Below are 21801 nucleotides of genomic sequence, written 5' to 3' on the forward strand. Positions count from 1 at the left end.
CCTCGGCCGATCCGCCCTGGCTGGCGGAATCCGACACGCAGTAGGCTCATCACGTGGAATCCGACACGACATGGGCACCCTTGCGCGTCTTCGACCCGCTCGACCAGCAGATCGTGCAGGCCCTGCAACTCGACGGGCGCGCGCCCTTCCGCCGTATCGGCGAGGTGCTCGGCGTCTCCGACCAGACCGTGGCCCGCCGGCACGCCCGGCTGCGGGAGACCGCCGGACTGCGTGTGCTCGGGCTGACCGAGCCGCTGCGGATGGGACTCACGCCCTGGTTCGTCCGTGTGCGCTGCACGCCGGACGCCGCCCAGCAGATCGGCGAGGCGCTCGCCCGGCGTACCGACACCCGCTGGGTGAGCCTGCTGTCCGGCGGTACGGAGATCGGCTGCATGACCCATGTCTCCGACCCGGCGGCGGACCCGCACGCCCTGCTCCTCCAGAAGCTGCCGCGCACCCCGCGCGTGGTCCAGGTCAGCGCGCACGCCCTGCTGCACGTCTTCTTCGGCGGCGACCTCAGCCCGTATAGCAGGCTCGGGCCGCTCACCCCCGGCCAGGTCGCGGCGCTGCGCCCGGCGCCGCCCGCGGAGTCCGCGGAGCCGCCCCTGCTCGACGAGGGCGACCGGCGGCTGCTGGAGCTGCTGGCGCACGACGGCCGCACCCCGGCGGCCGAGCTGGCGGCCGCCACCGGGTGGTCGCCCACCACGGTCCGCCGCCGGATGACGGAACTACGGGCGTCCGGCGTGCTCTACTTCGACCTCGACTTCGCCGCGGGCCTGCACCCGAGCGAGCTGCGGACCTCCCTGTGGCTGGAGGTCGAACCGGCGCACCTGGCCGCGGCGGGTACGGCGCTGGCCGCGCACACGGAGGTCGCCTTCGCGGCGGCCACCACGGGGACGTCGAACCTCTACGCGTCCCTCCTGTGCCGGGACGCGCCCTCCCTCTACCGCTACCTCACCGGCCCGGTGGCCGCCCTCCCCGGCGTCCGCCGCACCGAGACGGCCCCCATCCACCGCACCCTCAAGGGCGCGGGCCCCTTCTTCGTCCCGGGCCGCTGATCCCCGGGACGCGGACCGCGCCCGGTCAGAAGCCGAGGCGGCGCAGCTGCTTGGGGTCGCGCTGCCAGTCCTTCGCGACCTTGACGTGCAGGTCGAGGAAGACCGGCGTACCGAGCAGCGCCTCGATCTGCTTGCGGGACTTCATGCCGACCTCCTTCAGGCGGGCGCCCTTGGGGCCGATGATGATGCCCTTCTGGGAGGGCCGCTCGATGTAGACGTTGGCGTGGATGTCGACCAGCGGGCGGTCGGCGGGCCGGTCCTCGCGCGGGGCCATCTCCTCCACGACGACGGCGATGGAGTGCGGCAGCTCGTCGCGTACGCCCTCCAGCGCGGCCTCGCGGATCAGCTCGGCGACCATGATCTGCTCGGGCTCGTCGGTGAGGTCGCCCTCGGGGTAGAGGGCGGGGCCCTCCGGGAGCAGCGGGACCAGCAGGTCCGCGAGCAGGCCCACCTGCTCGCCGGAGACCGCCGAGACGGGCACGATCTCCGCCCACTCGATCCCCAGCTCGCGGCCGAGCTTGTCGACGGCCAGCAGCTGCCCGGCGAGGGCCTTGGAGTCGACCAGGTCGGTCTTGGTGACCACCGCGACCTTGGGGGTCTTGCGGATCTCGGCCAGCTCGCGCGCGATGTACGTGTCGCCGGGGCCGAGCTTCTGGTCGGCGGGCAGGCAGAAGCCGATGACGTCCACCTCGGCCCAGGTGCTGCGGACGACGTCGTTGAGACGCTCGCCGAGCAGCGTGCGGGGCTTGTGCAGGCCGGGGGTGTCGACCAGCACGAGCTGGGCCTCGGGGCGGTGGACGATGCCGCGCACGGTGTGCCGGGTGGTCTGCGGCCGGTTGGAGGTGATCGCCACCTTCTGGCCGACCAGAGCGTTCGTGAGGGTGGACTTTCCGGCGTTGGGGCGGCCCACGAAGCAGGCGAAGCCGGACCGGTGGGCGGGGCCGGTGGCGGGGGTGCGAGCGCTCATGGCCCTCATTCTCCCCGATGGCGGCGGTGCGCGCGGACGCGCGGCTCCCCGCGGCGGCGCGGGCGGGCTCGGCCCGGCTGCGCGGGCGCGCGGACGGGCGCCCGCGGCGGCCGCAGCCTCACGCATCGTGAGGATGGCGTAATACCCACGCAACACGAAACACGGCGGAAACACCCGCGCCCACATCCGGAAACGCGCACCCGTGACGCTTCCGTACAACCGCCTGTGGAAGGACCCCGCCCGTGCTGCTGCTGTCCTCCGGCCCCTCCGGCCAGACGGCCGTGAACGCCGCCGACACCGCGTGGCTGCTGGCCGCGACCGCCCTGGTGCTGCTCATGACGCCCGGCCTCGCGCTCTTCTACGGCGGCATGGTCCGCAGCAAGAGCGTCCTCAACATGCTGATGATGAGCTTCGTCTCGATCGCGCTGGTCACGCTGGTGTGGCTGCTCGCCGGATACACGCTGGCCTTCGGGCACGACGCGGGCGGGCTCGGCCTCATCGGCGACCTGAAGAACGTCGGCATGCACGGCATCGGGCCGACCGCGATGCACGGGCACGTGCCGACGCTGCTCTTCGCGACCTTCCAGCTGACCTTCGCCGTGATCACGGCCGCGCTGATCAGCGGGGCGGTCGCCGACCGGGCGCGGTTCGGGGCCTGGATGGTCTTCGTGCCGGTGTGGACACTGGCCGTATACGTCCCCGTGGCGCACTGGGTCTTCGCAGACGGCGGCTGGGTCGTCTCGAAGCTGCACGCGCTGGACTACGCGGGCGGCACGGTCGTGGAGGTGTGCTCGGGCGCCTCCGGGCTGGCGCTGGCGATCGTGCTGGGGCCGCGGCTGGGCTTCCGCAAGGAGGCGATGCGGCCGCACAACCTGCCGCTGGTGCTGCTGGGCGCCGGGCTGCTGTGGTTCGGCTGGTTCGGCTTCAACGCCGGATCCGCGCTGGGCGCCAACGGCATGGCGGGCGCCGCCTTCCTCAACACCCAGACCGCGGGCTGCGCGGGCCTGCTGGGCTGGCTGGCCGTCGAGAAGCGGCGGGACGGGCACGCCACGACGCTGGGCGCCGCCTCCGGCTCGATCGCGGGCCTGGTCGCGATCACCCCCTCCTGCGGCAGCGTGGACGTCCCCGGCGCCGCGCTCGTCGGCCTCGCGGCGGGCGTGCTGTGCTCGTACGCGGTGAGCTGGAAATTCCGCTGGGGGGTGGACGACTCGCTGGACGTCGTGGGCGTCCACCTCATGGGCGGCATCGTCGGCACCGCCCTGATCGGCCTGCTGGCCACCGAGTCCATGACCGGGGGGCCGGAGGGCCTGTTCTACGGCGGCGGCCTGGCGCAGCTGGGCCGCCAGCTCACGGCGATCGGGGCGGTCGGGGCCTACGCCTTCGCCGTCACGTACGCGATCGGCAAGGTCATCGACCGGCTGCTGGGCTTCCGGGCGAGCGAGGAGCACGAGAGGAGGGGCCTGGACCTCACCGTGCACGCCGAGACCGCCTACGATCACGGCGTACTCACGCACGGTACGTCGCACGGCGCCGCCGCCGGGCACGCCGCCGCAGCGCAGGCCGCGCACGACAGGAGCCCCTTGGGATGAAGCTGGTCACCGCCGTCATCAAGCCGTACAAGCTGGACGACGTGAAGACCGCCCTGCAGGAGATGGGCGTGCAGGGCATGACCGTGACCGAGGCCAGCGGCTACGGCAGGCAGCGCGGCCACACCGAGGTCTACCGGGGCGCCGAATACCGCGTGGACCTCGTGCCGAAGGCGCGCATCGAGGTGCTGGTGGAGGACGCGGAGGCGGAGGCCGTGATCGCGGCGGTGGTCGCGGCGGCCCGCACCGGCAAGATCGGCGACGGCAAGGTGTGGTCGGTGCCGGTCGAGACGGCCGTCCGCGTCAGGACCGGCGAGTTCGGCCCCGACGCCCTCTGAGTCCCCCCGCGGTCAGCCCGCGGTGACCTGCGCGCGTATCGAGCCGTCCGGCGCCGCCGTGATCACCGGCACCGCGGCGCCGCCCAGATCCCGGACGGCGGCACGGTCGGCGTCGGACGCCGACTCCGCCTCCGTCACGACCGCGGCGGCCTCCAGCGACTTCGCGCCGCTCGCGACGGCCATGGCGACGGCCGTCTGGAGCGCGCTCAGCCGCAGCGACTCCAGCGCGACGGTGCCCGCCACATACGTGCGCCCCGTCTCGTCACGCACCGCGGCGCCCTCGGCCACCCCGTTGCGCGCGCGGGCCGAGCGGGCGAGGGTGACGAGCTTGCGGTCTTCCGGGTCCGACAGCTCGGCTGCCTGCTGCTGATCGCTCATACGCGCGATCATAGGGCGTCCCGCGCACCCCGCCTTTTCTCCCCTGTGGATTGCGCTGCGTGACCGCACCTGCGCAGCCGGCGACCCAACCTCCTGACGACGCTCGGCACCTTCTCCCCCTGAGCCCCGCGGACCGCCCGGCTCACTCCCCCGTCCCGTCCTCCCCGGGGTGCGGCTGCGGGGGCAGGGGCTCGACCAGGACCGTGCCGATGCGGTTGCGGCGGCCCGCCTGGGTCTCGGCGGTCAGGCGGAGGGCGGGGGTGGGGTGGTCGGGGGTGGTGTCCTCGGGGAGGGGGACGACGACCGTGGCGCCGGGGATGGGGACGCGGCCGAGGGACTTGGCCAGCAGGCCGCCGACCGTCTCGACGTCGTCGTCGTCCAGGAGCACGCCGTACAGCTCGCCCAGGTCGCCGATGTCGAGCCGGGCGGTGACCCGGTAGCGGCCCTCGCCCAGGGCCTCGACCGGCGGGGTCTCCTGGTCGTACTCGTCGGTGATCTCGCCGACGATCTCCTCCAGGATGTCCTCGATCGTGACGATGCCCGCGGTGCCGCCGTACTCGTCGACGACGACGGCGACGTGGTTGCGGTCGCGCTGCATCTCGCGCAGCAGGTCGCCGGCGTTCTTGGTGTCGGGGACGAAGGCCGCCGGGCGCAGCACGCTGGTGACGGGCTCGCTCTCGGCGTCGCGGTTGATGTGGGTGCGCCGGGCGAGGTCCTTGAGGTAGACGAAGCCCACGACGTCGTCCTCGCTCTCGCCGGTGACCGGGATGCGGGAGAAGCCGCTGCGCAACGCCAGCGTGGTGGCCTGCCGGATGGTCTTGAAGCGCTCGATCATCACCAGCTCGGGGCGCGGCACCATGACCTCGCGCACGATGGTGTCGCCCAGCTCGAAGACGGAGTGCACCATGCGGCGCTCGTCGTCCTCGATGAGCGACTCGGACTCGGCGAGGTCCACGAGCGCGCGCAGCTCGGCCTCGCTCGCGAACGGGCCGCGTTTGAAGCCCCTGCCGGGGGTCAGCGCGTTGCCGAGCAGGATCAGCAGCCCGGGGACGGGGCCCATGACGCGGGCCAGCGGCAGCAGCACGTACGAGGCGGCGGTCGCGGTGTTCATGGGGTGCTGGCGGCCGATGGTGCGCGGGGAGACGCCCACCGCGACGTACGACACCAGCACCATGACGCCGATCGCGACGACCAGCACCTCCCAGGTGCTGGTGAAGGCGCGGTAGCAGACGACCGTGATGAGCACGGCCGCCGCGGTCTCGCACCCGACCCGCACCAGCAGCGCGACGTTGAGGTAGCGGGTCGGGTCGGAGGCCACGGCGAGGAGGTTGGCGGCGCCCCGGCGGCCGGAGCGCACCGCGTCCTCGGCGCGGAAACGGGAGATCCTGGCGAGCGCGGTCTCGGCGCAGGCCGCGAGCCAGGCGACGATGACGAGCAGGACGGCGGAGACGATCATGAGGCGTCCACGTGCGGTAGCCGTGCCCCCGCGTCAGTGGGTGGTGGGCGCGGGCGAGGGGCCCGTCAGTCCGTGCTCGGCCCGCCAGCCGTCCAGGATGGCCTTCTGGAGGCCGAACATCTCGGCCTTGTCCTCGGGCTCCTCGTGGTCGTACCCGAGCAGGTGCAGCACCCCGTGCACGGTGAGCAGCTGCAGCTCCTCGTCCATGCTGTGCCCGGTCGGCGCCTCCTCGCCCTGCTTCTTCGCGACCTCGGGGCACAGCACGATGTCGCCGAGCAGCCCCTGCGCGGGCTCCTCGTCCTCCTTGCCGGGCCGCAGCTCGTCCATCGGGAAGGACATGACATCGGTGGGGCCCGGCAGGTCCATCCACTGGATGTGCAGCTGCTCCATCGCGTCGGCGTCCACCAGGATCACCGACAGCTCCGACAGCGGGTGGATGCGCATGCGGTGCAGCGCGTAGCGGGCGGCGTCGAGCACCGCCTGCTCGTCGACCTCCCAGCCGGACTCGTTGTTGACGTCGATCGCCATGATGGTGTGATCCGGCTACTTTCTCTCGGGGCGTGCGCCGCGGCCGCCGGCGGGGTCGCCCGAGTCGGCCGCCGCGAGCGCGTTGTCGTACCGCTCGTACGCGTCCACGATCCGCCCGACCAGCTTGTGGCGCACCACGTCGGTGCTGCTCAGCCGCGCGAAATGGACGTCGTCGACGTCCGCGAGGATGTCCTGCACCTGGCGCAGGCCGCTCTTGGTCCCGTTCGGCAGGTCGACCTGGGTGACGTCACCGGTGATGACGATCTTGGAGTCGAAGCCGAGCCGGGTGAGGAACATCTTCATCTGCTCGGCGCTGGTGTTCTGCGCCTCGTCCAGGATGATGAAGGCGTCGTTGAGGGTGCGGCCGCGCATGTACGCCAGCGGGGCGACCTCGATCGTGCCGGCTGCCATCAGCCGGGGGATCGAGTCGGGGTCCAGCATGTCGTGCAGGGCGTCGTAGAGCGGGCGCAGGTAGGGGTCGATCTTCTCGTAGAGGGTGCCGGGCAGGAAGCCCAGGCGCTCGCCGGCCTCGACCGCGGGGCGGGTCAGGATGATGCGGTTGACCTGCTTGGACTGGAGGGCCTGGACGGCCTTGGCCATCGCCAGGTAGGTCTTGCCGGTGCCGGCCGGGCCGATGCCGAAGACGATGGTGTGCTTGTCGATCGCGTCCACGTAGCGCTTCTGGTTGAGCGTCTTGGGGCGGATCGTACGGCCGCGGCTGGACAGGATGTTCTGCGTGAGCACCTGGGCCGGGGTCTCGGCGTCCTCGTCGGCGGCGGTGCCGTTGGCGCGGAGCATCGCGATGGAGCGCTCCACCGCGTCCTCCGTCATCGGCTGGCCGGTGCGCAGGACGAGCATCATCTCGTCGAACAGCCGCTGGACCAGGGCCACCTCGGCGGCCTCGCCGACGGCGTTGATCTCGTTGCCCCGCACGTGGATGTCGACGGCCGGGAAGGCCTGCTCGATCACCCGCAGGAGAGCGTCGCCAGATCCCAGGACGGTCACCATGGGGTGCTTGGCCGGTACGACGAAGTGGGCGCGCGCCGGCTGCGGCTGCGGCTGCTGCTTTGTCGGTGTCTGAGTCATGGGCCGGCGCTAGGGCCTGCTCATCCCGCTTTCTGCTGATCGACGAGCCCGGTGGGGCGTGGTAATCCAAGCCTACGACGTGGGGCCTCGGCCGCCGAGGGGATTTGCCGTTGTCACCGGCGGCCGGGCACGCACCCGCCGGGCTCAGGCCCGGCGGAAGCCGATCGTCGGCACCGCCCGGGGCAGCGGCCAGCGGCGCGGGGCGGGCGGGATCAGCGCGTCCAGGAAGGCGTAGCGGCGCAGGGCCTCGGCGGGGGTCGCCGGATCGGCCTTGGCCCGCGTCCACCACGCGGCGACCTCCGTCCAGCCCGGCGCGGACAGCGAGCCGCCGAACTCCTGGACGGACAGCGCGGCGCACAGCGAGCCGAAGGCCAGCCGGTCGGGCAGCGGCCAGCCCGCGAGGCTGCCGGTGACGAAGGCGGCCACGAAGACGTCCCCGGCGCCGGTCGGATCCAGCGCGTCCACGATCAGCGCGGGCACCTCCGCCGTCTCGCCGCTGCCCGCGTCCACCGCGACGGCGCCCTCGGCACCGAGCGTGACCACGGCGAGCGGCACCAGCTCGGCGAGCTTGTACGCGGCCGCCCGCGGGCTGGTGGTGCGGGTGTAGCGCATGGCCTCCTGCGCGTTCGGCAGGAAGGCCGCGCAGTGCCGCAGCTCGGCCAGATCCGCCGGATCCCAGCGGCCGGTGTCGTCCCACCCGACGTCGGCGAAGACCGCCGTGCCGGACGCGGCCGCACGGGCGACCCACTCGCGGTCAGGGTCGGGCGCGGGCTCCTCGTCCGAGGCCCGCTCGCGCTGCCCGAGGGAGGCCACCGCGGCCCGCGCGGGCGGCGGGCACGCGGGCACCGGCTCCTTCTCGGGCGGCGGCGCCCGGTGCCCGTGGCTGACCATGGTGCGCTCGCCCTCGTACGCCATCGACACCGTGACCGGGGAGTGCCAGCCGGGGATGCGGCGGGAGGGCCCCAGGTCGATGCCCTCGCCCTGCGACAGGCTCTCCCAGCAGTAGTCGCCGTACATGTCGTCCCCGAAGGCGGCGGCGAGCGTCGTGCGCAGGCCGAGGCGGGCCAGGGCGGTGGCCATGTTCGCCACGCCGCCGGGGCTGGAGCCCATGCCGCGGGCCCACGACTCCGTACCCCGCACGGGTGCGCTGTCCAGGCCGGTGAAGATGATGTCGAGGAAGACGGTGCCGGTGAGATAGACATCGGTCGCCGGGTCCCCCGCGGCGCGCACCGCGCCGAGCGGATCGAGGACGGGCTGGTCGTGCATGCAGGACACTGTGCCCGATACCACTGACAGTGACGAGCATCCAGGGAACGGAGTACGGGTGAAGCTCACCATTCTGGGCGGCGGAGGCTTCAGGGTGCCGCTCGTGCACCGGGCGCTGGCCGGGGACGACCTGATCGACGAGGTCGTGCTGCACGACGAGGACCCGCTGCGGCTGCGGGCCGTCGCCGCCGTGATCGCCGGGGCGGGCACGGGCGGGCCCGCCGTACGGCTCGCCGACGGGCTGGACGACGCGGTGCGCGGCGCGGACTTCGTCTTCTCCGCGATCCGGGTGGGCGGCACCGCGGGCCGGGTGCGCGACGAGCGGCTGCCGCTCGCCGAGGGCGTGCTCGGACAGGAGACGGTGGGCGCGGGCGGTGTCCTGTACGGGCTGCGCACCCTGCCGGTCGCGGTACGGATCGCCGAGCGGGTCCGGGCGCTGGCACCGGACGCCATGGTGATCAATTTCACCAACCCGGCGGGCATGGTGACCGAGGCGATGGCGCGCGTGCTGGGCGACCGCGTCATCGGCATCTGCGACTCGCCCGTGGGCCTGGTGCGGCGGGCGGCGCGCGCGGCGGGCGCCGACCCGGACGCGCCGGACTTCGGCTACGACTACGTCGGCCTCAACCACCTGGGCTGGCTGCGCCGCCTGACCTCCGGCGGCCGCGACCTGCTGCCGGGCCTGCTCGCCGACCCGGCCGCCCTCGGCGGCTTCGAGGAGGGGCGGCTCTTCGGCCCGGACTTCCTCGCCGCGCTGGGCGCCCTGCCCAACGAATACCTGCACTACTACTACTTCCGCCGCGAGACCCTCGCCGCGGTGCGCGCCGCCGACGAGACACGCGGGGAGTTCCTGGACCGGCAGCAGGGCGCGTTCTTCGCGGCGGCCGACCGCGACCCGGGCCGCGCGCACGAGCTGTGGGAGGCGACCCGGCGCGAGCGCGAGGAGACCTACGGGGCCGACTCCCGCGCGGCGAGCGGCGGTTGGCAGCGCGACCCGCACGACCTGGACGGCGGCGGCTACGACCGGGTCGCGCTCGCGCTCATGCGGGCCGTCGCACGCGACGAGCGGACCGAGCTGATCCTCGACGTCCGCTCGGGCGGCGCGCTGCCCTTCCTGGACGCCGACGCCGTCGTGGAGGTGCCCTGCGCGGTGGACGCCGCCGGGGCGCGCCCGCTGCCCGTCGCACCGCCGGACGAGCACCAGGCGGGCCTGATGCTGGCCGTCAAGGCGGTGGAGCGGGCGACGATCGACGCGGCGCTGACCGGCTCCCGCACGGCGGCGCTGCGCGCGCTGGCCCTGCACCCGCTGGTGGACTCCCCCGCGGCCGCGGCCCGCATCCTCGACGCGGCGGACCACTGAGGCGCGAGCCGGGCCCGTACCGCCTGTCGCCGAGCCTCGGACCGGACCCGTACCGCCCGGCCGCCGCACCGCGGACCGGGCCCCGTACGGTCGCGCGCGCCCGGCCGCGGCAACGGGCGGCGCCCGGACGGCGTTTGGGGAAACACCAGGGAAACACCATCTGACCTGCGTTGTGACGATACGCGCGTAGACCGTCCTTGACCTGCCGGGAACCGGGGGTCTAACTTGCCGCGCATCAACCAGCGTTGAAGGAGCACCGCCATGCCCCTCGTCCGTCCGTCCCGCCGTTCGCTGGCGCTCGCCGCCGCCGCAGCCACCCTGGGCGCCGCCTTCTACGGCGTCGGAGCCGCCACCGCGGACCCCTCGGTGCCGCGCAGCGACAAGGAGATCCCCAACCTCACCAACGTCGTCAACGACATCAAGGCCTACTACGGCGACACCGTCGTGGGCAGCGAGCACTACGCCTCCGCGGACAGCAACTACGCCCGTCAGCTCGCCGGCATCGAGGCCAAGGCGAAGGCGGACCTCACGCACGCGCTCAAGCACGCCAAGGGCGGCAAGCACGGCTCCCGCGGTGCGAAGCCCGCGATCGTGCTGGACGTCGACGACACCAGCGTGCTCACGTACAACTACGAGCTGGAGGTCGGCTTCAACTACACCCCGGCCAGCAACCAGGCCTACCTGGACACCAAGGACATGCCGCCGGTCTTCGGCATGGACACCCTCACCAACTGGGCCGCGGACCAGGGCGTGACGGTCTTCTGGATCACCGGCCGCCCGGAGGCGCAGCGCGCCGACACCGTGCGGAACCTGTCGGCGGTCGGCTACACCGCGGCCCCCGACACCGCGCACCTGTACCTGAAGAACACCGCGAACCCGCCCGCCTACCTGGCGTGCGGCGCGACGTGCACGACGATCGAGTACAAGTCGGGGACGCGCGCGCACATCGAGTCGCTGGGCTACGACATCATCGGCAACTTCGGCGACCAGTACAGCGACCTGTCCGGCGGCCACGCCGACAAGTCCTACAAGCTGCCCAACCCGATGTACTACCTGCCGTAACCGCAGCCGCAGCCGCAGCCCGCACAGGACCCCGGTGCCGCGTCGTGGACGGACTCACACGCGGCGCGGCACCGGCACCCGCGTCAGATCCTCGGCCACCGTCAGCTCGCCCTCGAACCCGGCGGCGCGCGCCTCGGCCGCGAAGCCGTCCGGCTCGGGGTAGCGCTGCGAGAAGTGCGTGAGCACCAGGTGGCGCACCCCGGCGTCGCGCGCGACCGCGGCGGCCTGGCCCGCCGTCAGATGGCCGTGCTCGGCGGCGAGCGCGGCGTCGGCCTCCTGGAACGTCGACTCGATCACCAGCATGTCGCAGCCCGCGGCGAGTTCGGGCACCGCCGGGCACATCCGGGTGTCCATGACGAAGGCGAAGCGCTGGCCGCGGCGCGGCTCGCTGACCTCCTCCAGCGTCACCCCGCGCAGCTCGCCGTCCTGCTGGAGGCGGCCGACGTCGGGCCCCGCGATGCCGTGTGCGGCGAGCTTCGCCGGCAGCATCCGGCGGCCGTCCGGCTCGGTGAGCCGGTAGCCGTAGGACTCCACGGGATGCGACAGGCGGCGCGCCTCCAGGGTGAACGCGGGCGTGACGGCGAGGACGCCGCCCTCGCCGCTCACCGGCTGCTCGCGGATGTCGCCCGCCTCGCGGTAGGCGGTGGCGTGCCGCAGCCGGTCGAAGTAGGCCTGGCCGCTGGCCGGGTAGTGCGCGGCGACCGGATGCGGGACGCGGTCCAGGCTGATGCGCTGGAAGACGCCCGCGAGGCCGAGCGAGTGGTCGCCGTGGAAGTGCGTGACGCAGATCCGCGTCAGGTCGTGCGCGGCGACCCCGGCGTGCAGCATCTGCCGCTGGCTGCCCTCGCCGGGGTCGAAGAGGATGCCCTCGCCGTCCCAGCGCAGTACGTAGCCGTTGTGGTTGCGCTGCCGCGTCGGCACCTGGCTGGCGGTGCCGAGGACGACGAGTTCACGGGCCATCGGGCGCGGCTCAGACCAGCCGCTGGAGGTCGCGGCCGCCCAGCACGTGGGCGTGCGCGTGGAAGACCGTCTGGCCCGCGCCCGCGCCGGTGTTGAAGATGATCCGGTAGCCGGTGCCGTCGACCTTCTCCTGCGCGGCGACCTCGCCCGCCTCGCGCAGCACGTCCGCGACCGCTCCCGGGTCGCCCGCGGCGAGCGTGGCCGCGTCCGGGTAGTGCACCCGCGGGATCACCAGGACGTGCGTGGGCGCCTGCGGGTTGATGTCCCGGAAGGCGAGCGTGGTGGGCGTCTCGCGGACGATCGTGGCCGGGATCTCACCGGCGACGATCTTGCAGAACAGGCAGTCGGCCTGGGGCTCTCCCGCCATGGCGCGGGGCTCCCTTCTCGGGGGGCTACGGGGCTTCGCATCGTACCGGCAGCGGGCGCACGGGCCGTACGCGCGCGGGTGCGCCGCCGCCGGACGCCGCCGCTGACGGCCGTACGCGCGCGGATGCGCGTACGGCCCCCGGACGGCCCCGGACGGCCTACAGCGGCGGGTGCTCCGGCGGGGTCTTCGCGGGGCGGTCGGCCAGCGCGCGCAGCGCCAGCTCCACCGCGGTGTCCAGCTGCGGGTCCTCGCCCGCGGCCCACTGCTGCGGGGCGCACACCACCTCGACGTCCGGATCGACGCCGTGGTTCTCCACGTCCCAGCCGTAACCCTCCAGCCAGAAGGCGTACTTGGGCTGCGTCACGCCCGTGCCGTCGACCAGCTGGTAGCGGCTGTCGATGCCGATGACGCCGCCCCAGGTGCGGGTGCCGACGACCGGGCCGATGTCCAGCGCGCGGATCGCCGCGTTGACCACGTCGCCGTCGGAGCCGGAGAACTCGTTGGCCACCGCCACGACCGGGCCGCGCGGGGCGTCCAGCGGGTAGCTCATGGGGCGGCTGCCGCGCGGCACGTCCCAGCCGATGATCCGCCGGGCCAGCTTCTCCACCACCAGCTGCGAGGTGTGCCCGCCGCGGTTCTCCCGCACATCGACCACCAGGCCCTCGCGGGCGACCTCCACCCGCAGGTCGCGGTGCAGTTGCGCCCAGCCGTTGCCGACCATGTCCGGCACGTGCAGATAGCCCAGCCGCCCGCCCGACGCCTCGTGGACGTGCGCGCGCCGCCCGGCGACCCAGTCGTGGTAACGCAGCGGCTCCTCGTCCTCCAGCGGCACCGCCACCACATGGCGTACGGCGCCGCCCCCCGCCGGCTGCACGGTCAGCTCCACCGGCTTGCCCGCGGTGCCCACCAGCAGCGGGCCGGGCCCGGCGACCGGGTCCACCGGGACCCCGTCCACCGCGAGCAGCACGTCGCCCGCGCGCACCGCCACGCCCGGGGCCGACAGCGGCGAGCGGGCCAGCGGGTCGGAGGACTCCCCCGGCAGCACCCGCGCCACCGCCCACAGCCCCTCCGCCGTACGCGCCAGGTCCGCGCCCAGCAGGCCCTGGCGGTGCAGCGGGTCGCGGTAGCCGCCGGGCGGCGAGACGTAGGCGTGCGAGGTGCCCAGCTCGCCGTGCAGCTCCCACAGCAGATCGACCAGGTCGTCGTGGGTGGCGACGCGGTCCACCAGCGGGCGGTAGCGCTCGGCGACACCGTCCCAGTCCAGGCCGCCCATGTCGGCGCGCCAGAAGTTGTCCCGGGCCAGCCGGTGGGTCTCGGCGAACATCTGCCGCCACTCGTCCTGCGGCCGCACCGTCACCCGGACCCGGGACAGGTCCACGGTGACCGCGCTGCCCGAGTCGTCGTCGGAGTCGGCCTTGCTGTCGGCGGGCACCACCCGCAGCCGCCCGCCGGTCCGCAGCAGCAGCCTGGTGCCGTCGCCGGTGACCGCGAAGCCGTCGGCGTCGTCGGCGATCTCCTCCAGCCGCAACTGCGCCAGGTCGTAGCGCTCCAGGGCGGTGCCCGGCGGCTGCGCGTCCGGGGTGGCCAGGCCCGAGCCCAGCACGCCGGTCAGCGGGTGGCGCAGCCACAGCACGCCGCCCTTGGCCGCGCGCAGGCCCGAGTAGCGGGCCGCCTCGACCGGGAAGGGCACGATGCGGTCGGCCAGCCCCACCGTGTCCACGGTGGTGGCCGGGACCCGCGGGCCGTCGCCCTTGCCCTCGCCGTCGGGCTTGTCGCGGGGCTTGTCGTCCTCGCCCGCGCCACCCGGGGCGTCGTCCTCCCCGTCGTACGGGCGGCCCTGGCGCTGCGGGCCGAAGGGCGACGGCGTGGTGGCCGCCAGCGTGATCAGGTACGGGCGGCAGGCGTTGGTGAAGGCCAGGTCGAAGACGTGCGCGTCGTAGACCGGGTCGAACGAGCGCTCCGACAGGAACGCCAGGTGGCGGCCGTCCGCGGTGAAGGCGGGCGAGAAGTCCGCGAAGCGCAGCGGAGTGGCGTCGACCACCGTCAGATCCGCCGTCGAGGCCAGCTTGAGCTGCCGCAGCTCACCCGGTCCCGGCGCCGACCAGGCCAGCCACGCCGAGTCCGGCGAGAACGTCAGACCCGTCGCGTCCCCGGCGTCGCTCGCGGCGACCTCCCGGATCTCGCCCGTCTGGGTCTCCACCAGCAGCACCCGGCCGTCGTGCGACGCGACGGCGATCCGGTGGCCGTCCGGCGAGACCTCCATCGCCAGCACCCGGCCCAGCCGCCCCGCCGCCAGCCGCCGCGGCGCCGCACCCGGCGGCAGGCCCAGCGCGGGCGCCAGCTCCAGGGCGTCCTCGCCCTCCGCGTCCGTCACCCACACCACGTGCTGCTCGCCGTCCGCGCCACCCGGCGCGAAGACCCGCGGCAGCCGGGTGCGCACCCCGGGCTCGGCCGCCAGCACCCGCGCCGGACCGCCCCGGTGGGTGACCCAGTGCGTGGTGCCGCGCACCTCGACCGCGCTGCCCCGCCCGGTGTGGTCCGGCCGGGCGCCGCCCAGGTAGTGGGCCGCGCGCACCGGATGCGGCTGGAGGTCGGCCCGCTGGCCGCCCAGCGCGATGTCCAGCACGCGCGGCTCGTCGTCCAGGCCGTCCAGAACGTGCAGGACGCCGCCGCTGGTCCAGGCGACACGGGTGCCGTCCGTCCCCGCGTGGCGGGCGTAGAAACCTTCCAGGCTGCTGTGGCGGCGCAGGTCCGTACCGTCGGGGAGGCTGGAGTAGATCGCGCCCACGCCCTCGTGGTCGGACAGGAAGGCGATCCGGTCGCCCACCCACATCGGGCACTCGATGTTGCCGTCCAGCCCCGCGTGCACCCGTACGAAACCGCCGTCGCCGCGCGCGTCCAGCCACAACTTGCCCGCGGTGCCGCCCCGGTAGCGCTTCCAGTACGCCGCCTCCCGGCCCATCGGCACGGACAGCAGCAGCACCGCGCCGTCCGGCCCGTACGCCACGTCGCCGACCGGCCCGTACGGCAGCAGCTCGCCCGGCCCGCCGTCCAGCGGCACCGTACGCGCCCACGTCCGGCGGCCCGACGCCTGGCCGTGACCCGACGTCACCACCAGCGCGCCGTCCGGCGTCCAGCCACGCACCGCCGTACGCGGGTCGCCCCAGTACGTCAGGCGCCGCGACGGGCCGCCGTCCAGCGGCGCCACGTGCACCTCCGGAGCGCCGTCCCGGGTGGACGTCCACGCCAGGCTCGCGCCGTCCGGTGCGATACGGGGCCGGCCCACCGGCATGTTGTCCGCGCTGACCCGCCAGGCACGGCCGCCGTCCAGCGGCGCGACCCACACGTCGTCCTCGGCCGTGAAAGCGATCAGCTCACCGTGCGGATGCGGGTGCCTCAGATACGAGGGCTGGTGATTCGGTGTCGGGTGCGTCACCCGACCACATTAACTTCGATCAACTCCCCGCAGTATGCCGCCGGTCGCAGTTCCCCAGCCCCTCGACGGAGAACACCCGCCTCGCGCCGACCGTCGCCGTCAGCCTGCCGCGCACGCACAGGTCGTCGAGCTGTTCGGTGACGTCGCCCGTCACGGAGATCTTGCGGTCGTCGCCGGTGCGGCCCACGCAATCGACGCTGGCGTGGTGCGTTTTCGACTGCGCGCTGCACGAGAGCCACTGGACGTCGACGCCCTTCTGTTCCAGGGCGTGCGTCGTCAACCGGTCCGTCGTCACGGAGACGGCACTGGTGCCGAGGCCGTCGGCGGGCTCGCACGCGGTCGCGGCTGCCGCCGCCGCTGCAATGAGGGCGGCGACCGCCCATGTCCTTCTGGCCATTCCCATACGCTTCACGGTGCTGCGGCTTCGGGTGCGGGTCCATCCCCCGCACGGTCGATTCACCCCTTACGGGGCAAGGTCCCCCCTCTGGGGGTGAGTTGGCGCGTCCGCGGGGTGCCCCTTGCGGTGGCGTTCGCGGCCTTCCCGCCGCCACGCGCCCCGAGAACGCCCGCCCTGCGTGCGGAAACCGCAAGGAGCACCCCGGGGCGGGGTCAGGACCAGCGGTGGGTGCGGGTCTGGAGGAGGGAGACCGCGGCGACGCCCGCCGTGGAGGTGCGGAGGACCGTAGGGCCCAGGCGGTACGGGGAGGCGCCGGCCTCCGCGAAGGCGGCCAGCTCCTCGGGGGCCACCCCGCCCTCGGGGCCGACGACGAGGACGACGGACCCCGCGACGGGCAGCGCCGCGGTCGCCAGCGGCAGCGAACCCTCCTCGTGGAGGACCCCCGCGAAATCGGCCGCGCGCAGCAGCTCGCCCAGCTGACGCGTCGTCACCAGGTCACCGACCTCGGGAAACCTCAGCCGCCGGGCCTGCTTCGCGGCCTCCCGCGCCGTCGAACGCCACTTCGCGAGCGACTTCGCCCCCCGCTCCCCCCGCCACTGCGTCACGCAGCGCGCCGCCGCCCACGGCACGACCGCATCGACCCCGGCCTCGGTCATCGTCTCGACGGCGAGTTCGCCGCGGTCGCCCTTGGGCAGCGCCTGCACGACGGTGATCCGCGGGGTCGGCTCCTCCTCGGCCCGGATCTCCCGCACCTCGACGTCGAGTTCGTCCTTGCCGCGGGCCGCCGCGACGACGCCGTACGCGCCGCGCCCCGCCCCGTCCGTCAGGACGACCTCCTCGCCCGCCTGGAGCCGCCGTACGGACACGGCGTGCCGTCCCTCGGGCCCGTCCAGCGTGACGAGCCCGGGGCCGCGGTCGAGCACGGCGGGCTCGGCCAGGAAGACCGGCGCGGTCATGCCGCCACCTCCCGGGCGGCCCGCATCTCCTCGGCCAGCAGCTCCACGAGCCGCCCCGCGGACTCCTCGCGGGCCAGCCGGTGCCCCTGCCCGGCCCACAGCGCCATGCCCTGCGCGTCACCGGCCGCCGCTGCGGCCTTCCGCAGCGGCGCCGTCAGATGGTGGACCTGCGGATAGCCGGGCGGCGCGTACGGGCCGTGCTCGCGCACGAAACGGTTGACCAGGCCCCGGGCCGGGCGCCCGGAGAAGGCCCGGGTCATCTCGGTACGGGTGAAGACCGGATCGGTCAGCGCCTGCTTGTGCAACGGGCTCGCCCCCGACTCCGGGCACACCAGGAACGCCGTGCCGAGCTGCGCCGCGTCCGCGCCCGCCGCGAGCACCGCGGCGACCTGGCCGCCGCGCATCAGCCCGCCCGTCGCGATCAGCGGCAGCGTCACCGCCTCGCGCACCTGCGGCAGCAGCGCGAGCAGGCCGTCGCCGGTGCCGTCGAGCAGCGGCTCGTCGCGGTGCGTGCCGCGGTGGCCGCCCGCCTCCACGCCCTGCACGCACAGCGCGTCCGCGCCCGCGGCCTGCGCGGCCTGCGCCTCCGCCACGGTCGTGACCGTCACGACGGTGTACGTGCCCGCCTTGCGGAAGGCGTCCAGCACCTTGCGGGCGGGGCAGCCGAAGGTGAAGCTCACCATCGGGACGGGGTCCTCCAGAAGGATCGCCACCTTGGCCTCGTACGCGTCGTCCAGACCCGCCTCCGGGTCGCCGAGCGGCACGCCGTACCAGGACTCCTCACCGGCCAGCTGCTCGGCGTACACCGCGACCGCGGAGAGGTCCGTCGCCGTCGGCTGCGGCAGGAAGACGTTCACCCCGAAAGGCTGCCCGCTCTGGTCGCGGAGCTGGCGGATCTCCTCGTACATCGCCTCGGGCGTCTTGTAGCCCGCCGCGAGGAAGCCGACCCCGCCGGACGCGGCTACCGCCGCGGCAAGACGAGGGTTCGCCGCGCCGCCCGCCATCGGGGCCTGCACGATCGGATGTGCCGAGAATGTCGGCAGCCTTGACGCAGCCATGCGCTCACCCTATGTCCTCGCCGGACGAGCCCCTCTGCCGCGCAGGGCACCCGTTTTTCGGGGGGCGCGTGCCGCGCCGGGCAACCGTTTTTAGGTTCGCGGGGAGGCCGCGCGTGCCGCGCCGGGCAACCACCAGGGGCGCGGGGAACTGCGCGCTCAGCCCACCACCGGCCGGTGGTCCGGAGCGGACCGAACTGCCCCTTCGGGCCGGTGACGACCCGCGCCACCGTCGTGGCTGGTCGCGCAGTTCCCCGCGCCCCTAAAAGCGCGTGCCCGGCGCGGCAAAGGCGCCGCCCCGCCGCGCCCGGCGAAAAACGCGGCCCGCGCGGCAAAGGCGCCGCCCCGCCGCGCCCGGCGGGATTGCTTGCCGGCACGCGCAGGGTGGAGGGAGAGCGGCGCGCGCTCAGCGGCCGTTGAAAGCGTCCTTCAGGCGCGAGAAGAGCCCCTGCTGGCCGGGGGCGAACTGCCCGGTGGGGCGCTCCTCCCCGCGCGCCTTCGCCAGGCGGCGCAAAAGCTCCTCCTGCTCCGCGTCGAGCTTGCTCGGGGTCAGGACCTCGACGTGGACGACGAGGTCGCCGCGGCCGCCGCCGCGCAGGTGGGTGATGCCGCGCTGGTGGAGCGGGATCGACTGGCCGGACTGCGTGCCGGGCCGGATGTCGATCTCCTCCAGGCCGTCCAGCGTCTCCAGCGGGCACTTCGTGCCGAGCGCCGCCGCGGTCATCGGGATGGTGACCGTGCAGTGCAGGTCGTCGCCGCGGCGCTGGAAGACGGGGTGCGGGGTCTCGCGGATCTCGACGTAGAGGTCTCCGGCGGGGCCGCCGCCGGGGCCGACCTCGCCCTCGCCCGCGAGCTGGATGCGGGTGCCGTTGTCGACGCCCGCGGGGATCTTGACGGTGAGGGTGCGGCGGGAGCGGACCCGGCCGTCACCCGCGCACTCGGGGCAGGGGGTGGGCACGACGGTGCCGAAGCCCTGGCACTGCGGGCAGGGCCGGGAGGTCATGACCTGGCCGAGGAAGGACCGGGTGACCTGGGAGACCTCGCCGCGGCCGCGGCACATGTCGCAGGTCTGCGCGGCGGTGCCGGGCGCGGCGCCCTCGCCGTTGCAGGTGCCGCAGGTGACCGCGGTGTCGACCTGGATGTCCTTGGTGGTGCCGAAGGCGGCCTCTTCGAGGTCGATCTCCAGCCGGATCATGGCGTCCTGCCCGCGCCGGACGCGCGAGCGCGGACCGCGCTGCGACGACTGGCCGAAGAACGCGTCCATGATGTCGCTGAAGTTGCCGAATCCGCCGCCGAAGCCGCCGCCCGCGCCGCCGCCGGTGGCGGACAGCGGGTCGCCCCCGAGGTCGTAGACCTGCTTCTTCTGCGGGTCGGAGAGCACCTCGTAGGCGGCGTTGATCTCCTTGAACCGCTCCTGCGTCTTCGGGTCCGGATTGACGTCAGGGTGCAATTCCCGGGCAAGTCGGCGGAATGCCTTCTTGATCTCATCGGGACCTGCGTCGCGGCGTACGCCCAGGACGGCGTAGTAGTCCGTGGCCACTTACGACTCCGCCAGGATCTGTCCGACGTAACGTGCCACTGCGCGTACCGCTCCCATCGTTCCGGGGTAGTCCATGCGGGTCGGTCCGACCACGCCGAGTTTGGCGACTGCCTCGTCGCCGGAACCGTAGCCGACGGCCACGACCGAGGTGGAATTGAGGCCCTCGTGAAAATTCTCATGCCCGATCCGCACGGTCATCGCGGAGTCGGTGGCCTCGCCGAGCAGTTTCAGCAGCACCATCTGCTCTTCCAGTGCTTCGAGCACGGGTCTGATCGTGAGCGGGAAGTCGTGGTTGAACCGGGTGAGGTTCGCCGCGCCGCCCAGCATGATGCGCTCTTCGGGACGCTCGACGAGCGTTTCCAGCAGGGTGGACAGGACTCCGGCGACGGCGGGCCGGTCGTCGGCCTCGAAGCTCTCCGGCAGGTCCGCCACCAGCGGGGGGACGTCGGCGAAACGGCGGCCGACGACCCGGCTGTTGAGCCGCGCCCGCAGATCCGCGAGCACGGTCTCGGTGACCGGGGCCGCGCAGTCGACGAGGCGCTGCTCGACCCGGCCGGTGTCGGTGATGAGCACGAGCATGAGCCGGGCGGGCGCGAGCGCGAGCAGTTCGACGTGCCGGACCGCGGAGCGGGTCAGCGACGGGTACTGCACGACGGCGACCTGCCGGGTGAGCTGTGCCAGCAGCCGTACGGTGCGGGCCACGACGTCGTCGAGGTCGACCGCGCCCTCCAGGAAGTTCTGGATCGCGCGGCGCTCGGCGGACGACAGCGGCTTGACGCCGGCCATCTTGTCGACGAAGAGCCGGTAGCCCTTGTCGGTGGGGATGCGGCCGGCGCTGGTGTGCGGCTGGGCGATGTAGCCCTCGTCCTCCAGCACCGCCATGTCGTTGCGCACGGTGGCGGGCGAGACGCCGAGGTTGTGGCGCTCCGTGAGCGCCTTGGAACCGACGGGCTCCTCGGTGCCGACGTAGTCCTGGACGATGGCGCGCAGGACCTCGAGTCTGCGTTCGCTCAGCATCGCGCACCTCCAGCCGCTCGTTCTCGTGCCGTGTCCGTCACCCTGGCGGGCCCTGGCACTCCGCCGTTTCGAGTGCCAGCTTCCCCGGAGCCAGTGTACGGCGAGGCAGCAAGGGCTCGGCAAGGGTGCGCGGCGCACCGGGTCCGGGGAGGCGGCGGCGGACGGCCCCGCGGCGGCGATACGGTCACCCCCGTGGAATCTGTGGACGGTACGGAGGGTCCGGGTACGGGCGGTTCGGGCGGTACGGGTGGTACGTCGTGGGAGCAGCTCGCCCCCGGGGTCGCCCGGCGCCGGCTGCCGCATCTCGACGTCACGATCGGCCTGGTCGTGGGCGCCGACGCGGTGCTGCTGGTGGACACCGGCTCGACGCTGCGCGAGGGCGCCGAGCTGCGCGCGCAGGTCGCCGCGCTCACCGGGCGCGATGTGACGCACATCGCCCTCACGCACGGCCACTTCGACCACGTCCTGGGCACCGCCGCCTTCCCCGGCGCCGAGATCTACGCGCACCGCGCGCTCGGCGACCGGCTGCGGGCGGAACGGGACGCGCTGCGCGCCTGCGCCGTCGAGTACGGCACCGATCCGGCCGAGGCCGCGGAGGCGGCGGCCGCGCTCGCCCTGCCGACCCGGCCCGTCGCCGGGGAGACCGTCATCGACCTGGGCGAACGCGTCGTGCGGCTGGTCCACCCCGGCGCCGGGCACACCGCGCACGACCTGGTCGTGGTGGTGCCGGGCGGCACCGCGAGCGATCCCACGGTGGTCTTCTGCGGCGATCTCGTCGAGGAGTCCGGCGAGCCCCAGGCGGACGACGACGCCGTCCCGGACCGCTGGCCGGACTCCCTGGACGCGCTGCTCGCCCTCGGCGGCGAGACCGGCCGCTACGTGCCCGGACACGGCGCCGTGGTCGACGCGCGCTTCGTCCGCGCCCAGCGGGACGCGCTGGCCGAGCGGTTCGCCGCCGGGAGCTGACCCGGGCTCGTTACGATCGCCC

General features: G+C 74.0%; 20 protein-coding genes. 6 read left to right on the forward strand and 14 right to left on the reverse strand.

Annotated elements, in window-relative coordinates:
- Positions 1 to 53: 53 nt before the first annotated feature.
- The gene (locus ACWERV_RS19680; RefSeq protein ID WP_452934579.1) at positions 54 to 1058 is read left to right on the forward strand and encodes an Lrp/AsnC family transcriptional regulator; all 1005 of its coding nucleotides are present in this window, start codon (positions 54 to 56) and stop codon (positions 1056 to 1058) included.
- A 25-nt stretch (positions 1059 to 1083) separates the two neighbouring features.
- On the opposite strand, the gene era is transcribed toward ACWERV_RS19680, so the two are convergent.
- A complete protein-coding gene (gene era, locus ACWERV_RS19685) occupies positions 1084 to 2034 on the reverse strand; it encodes a GTPase Era (protein WP_398181840.1) in 951 nt (316 codons plus the stop codon).
- 236 nt (positions 2035 to 2270) lie between these two features.
- On the opposite strand from era, the gene ACWERV_RS19690 reads away from it, so the two are divergent.
- Entirely contained in the window at positions 2271 to 3614 is a 1344-nt protein-coding gene (locus ACWERV_RS19690) for an ammonium transporter (RefSeq protein WP_452934704.1), read from the forward strand.
- A complete protein-coding gene (locus tag ACWERV_RS19695; RefSeq protein ID WP_398181837.1) occupies positions 3611 to 3949 on the forward strand; it encodes a P-II family nitrogen regulator in 339 nt (112 codons plus the stop codon). The genes ACWERV_RS19690 and ACWERV_RS19695 overlap by 4 nt, the downstream gene beginning before the upstream one ends.
- A gap of 12 nt (positions 3950 to 3961) precedes the next feature.
- Here the strand turns inward: ACWERV_RS19695 and ACWERV_RS19700 are convergent, their stop codons facing one another.
- The 5 genes from ACWERV_RS19700 to ACWERV_RS19720 all read right to left on the reverse strand — a co-directional run bounded on the left by ACWERV_RS19700 (position 3962) and on the right by ACWERV_RS19720 (position 8663).
- On the reverse strand, positions 3962 to 4339 hold the full coding sequence (locus ACWERV_RS19700) for a cytidine deaminase (RefSeq protein ID WP_452934583.1): 378 nt from the start codon (positions 4337 to 4339) through the stop codon (positions 3962 to 3964).
- Between the two features lie 130 nt (positions 4340 to 4469).
- On the reverse strand, positions 4470 to 5783 hold the full coding sequence (locus ACWERV_RS19705) for a hemolysin family protein (protein WP_398181831.1): 1314 nt from the start codon (positions 5781 to 5783) through the stop codon (positions 4470 to 4472).
- A 33-nt stretch (positions 5784 to 5816) separates the two neighbouring features.
- Positions 5817 to 6311: an rRNA maturation RNase YbeY gene (gene ybeY / locus ACWERV_RS19710; protein ID WP_398181828.1), complete on the reverse strand. Its 495-nt coding sequence runs from the start codon at positions 6309 to 6311 to the stop codon at positions 5817 to 5819.
- 15 nt (positions 6312 to 6326) lie between these two features.
- Entirely contained in the window at positions 6327 to 7397 is a 1071-nt protein-coding gene (locus ACWERV_RS19715) for a PhoH family protein (protein ID WP_452934586.1), read from the reverse strand.
- Between the two features lie 144 nt (positions 7398 to 7541).
- Complete coding sequence (locus ACWERV_RS19720) at positions 7542 to 8663, reverse strand: PfkB family carbohydrate kinase (RefSeq protein WP_452934589.1); 1122 nt, start codon at positions 8661 to 8663, stop codon at positions 7542 to 7544.
- Between the two features lie 58 nt (positions 8664 to 8721).
- Between ACWERV_RS19720 and ACWERV_RS19725 the strand changes: the two genes are divergently transcribed.
- Together ACWERV_RS19725 and ACWERV_RS19730 are read left to right on the forward strand one after the other, a co-directional pair.
- Positions 8722 to 10023, forward strand: a complete 1302-nt coding sequence (locus tag ACWERV_RS19725; RefSeq protein ID WP_452934591.1) for a family 4 glycosyl hydrolase — start codon at positions 8722 to 8724, stop codon at positions 10021 to 10023.
- 261 nt (positions 10024 to 10284) lie between these two features.
- Positions 10285 to 11085: an HAD family acid phosphatase gene (locus ACWERV_RS19730; RefSeq protein WP_452934594.1), complete on the forward strand. Its 801-nt coding sequence runs from the start codon at positions 10285 to 10287 to the stop codon at positions 11083 to 11085.
- 54 nt (positions 11086 to 11139) lie between these two features.
- Here ACWERV_RS19730 and ACWERV_RS19735 read toward each other — a convergent pair whose 3' ends face one another.
- The 8 genes from ACWERV_RS19735 to hrcA form a co-directional block, all read right to left on the reverse strand.
- Positions 11140 to 12045 (reverse strand): ribonuclease Z, encoded by a 906-nt coding sequence (locus ACWERV_RS19735; protein ID WP_452934597.1) that lies wholly within the window; start codon positions 12043 to 12045, stop codon positions 11140 to 11142.
- A gap of 10 nt (positions 12046 to 12055) precedes the next feature.
- Complete coding sequence (locus ACWERV_RS19740) at positions 12056 to 12412, reverse strand: histidine triad nucleotide-binding protein (RefSeq protein ID WP_398181811.1); 357 nt, start codon at positions 12410 to 12412, stop codon at positions 12056 to 12058.
- 157 nt (positions 12413 to 12569) lie between these two features.
- On the reverse strand, positions 12570 to 15848 hold the full coding sequence (locus ACWERV_RS19745; RefSeq protein WP_452934600.1) for a S41 family peptidase: 3279 nt from the start codon (positions 15846 to 15848) through the stop codon (positions 12570 to 12572).
- 19 nt (positions 15849 to 15867) lie between these two features.
- Positions 15868 to 16245: a hypothetical protein gene (locus ACWERV_RS19750; RefSeq protein ID WP_452934602.1), complete on the reverse strand. Its 378-nt coding sequence runs from the start codon at positions 16243 to 16245 to the stop codon at positions 15868 to 15870.
- 212 nt (positions 16246 to 16457) lie between these two features.
- On the reverse strand, positions 16458 to 17201 hold the full coding sequence (locus tag ACWERV_RS19755; protein ID WP_452934605.1) for a 16S rRNA (uracil(1498)-N(3))-methyltransferase: 744 nt from the start codon (positions 17199 to 17201) through the stop codon (positions 16458 to 16460).
- Positions 17198 to 18259 (reverse strand): nitronate monooxygenase, encoded by a 1062-nt coding sequence (locus ACWERV_RS19760; protein WP_452934607.1) that lies wholly within the window; start codon positions 18257 to 18259, stop codon positions 17198 to 17200. Before ACWERV_RS19760 ends, ACWERV_RS19755 begins: the two co-directional genes overlap by 4 nt.
- 403 nt (positions 18260 to 18662) lie before the next feature.
- Positions 18663 to 19796, reverse strand: coding sequence for a molecular chaperone DnaJ (gene dnaJ / locus ACWERV_RS19765; RefSeq protein WP_398181796.1), 1134 nt, complete (start codon positions 19794 to 19796; stop codon positions 18663 to 18665).
- On the reverse strand, positions 19797 to 20813 hold the full coding sequence (gene hrcA, locus ACWERV_RS19770; protein ID WP_398181794.1) for a heat-inducible transcriptional repressor HrcA: 1017 nt from the start codon (positions 20811 to 20813) through the stop codon (positions 19797 to 19799).
- 201 nt (positions 20814 to 21014) lie between these two features.
- Between hrcA and ACWERV_RS19775 the strand changes: the two genes are divergently transcribed.
- Positions 21015 to 21779 (forward strand): MBL fold metallo-hydrolase, encoded by a 765-nt coding sequence (locus ACWERV_RS19775; protein ID WP_452934707.1) that lies wholly within the window; start codon positions 21015 to 21017, stop codon positions 21777 to 21779.
- Positions 21780 to 21801 lie beyond the last annotated feature (22 nt).

The organism is Streptomyces sp. NPDC004031 (assembly GCF_053604375.1).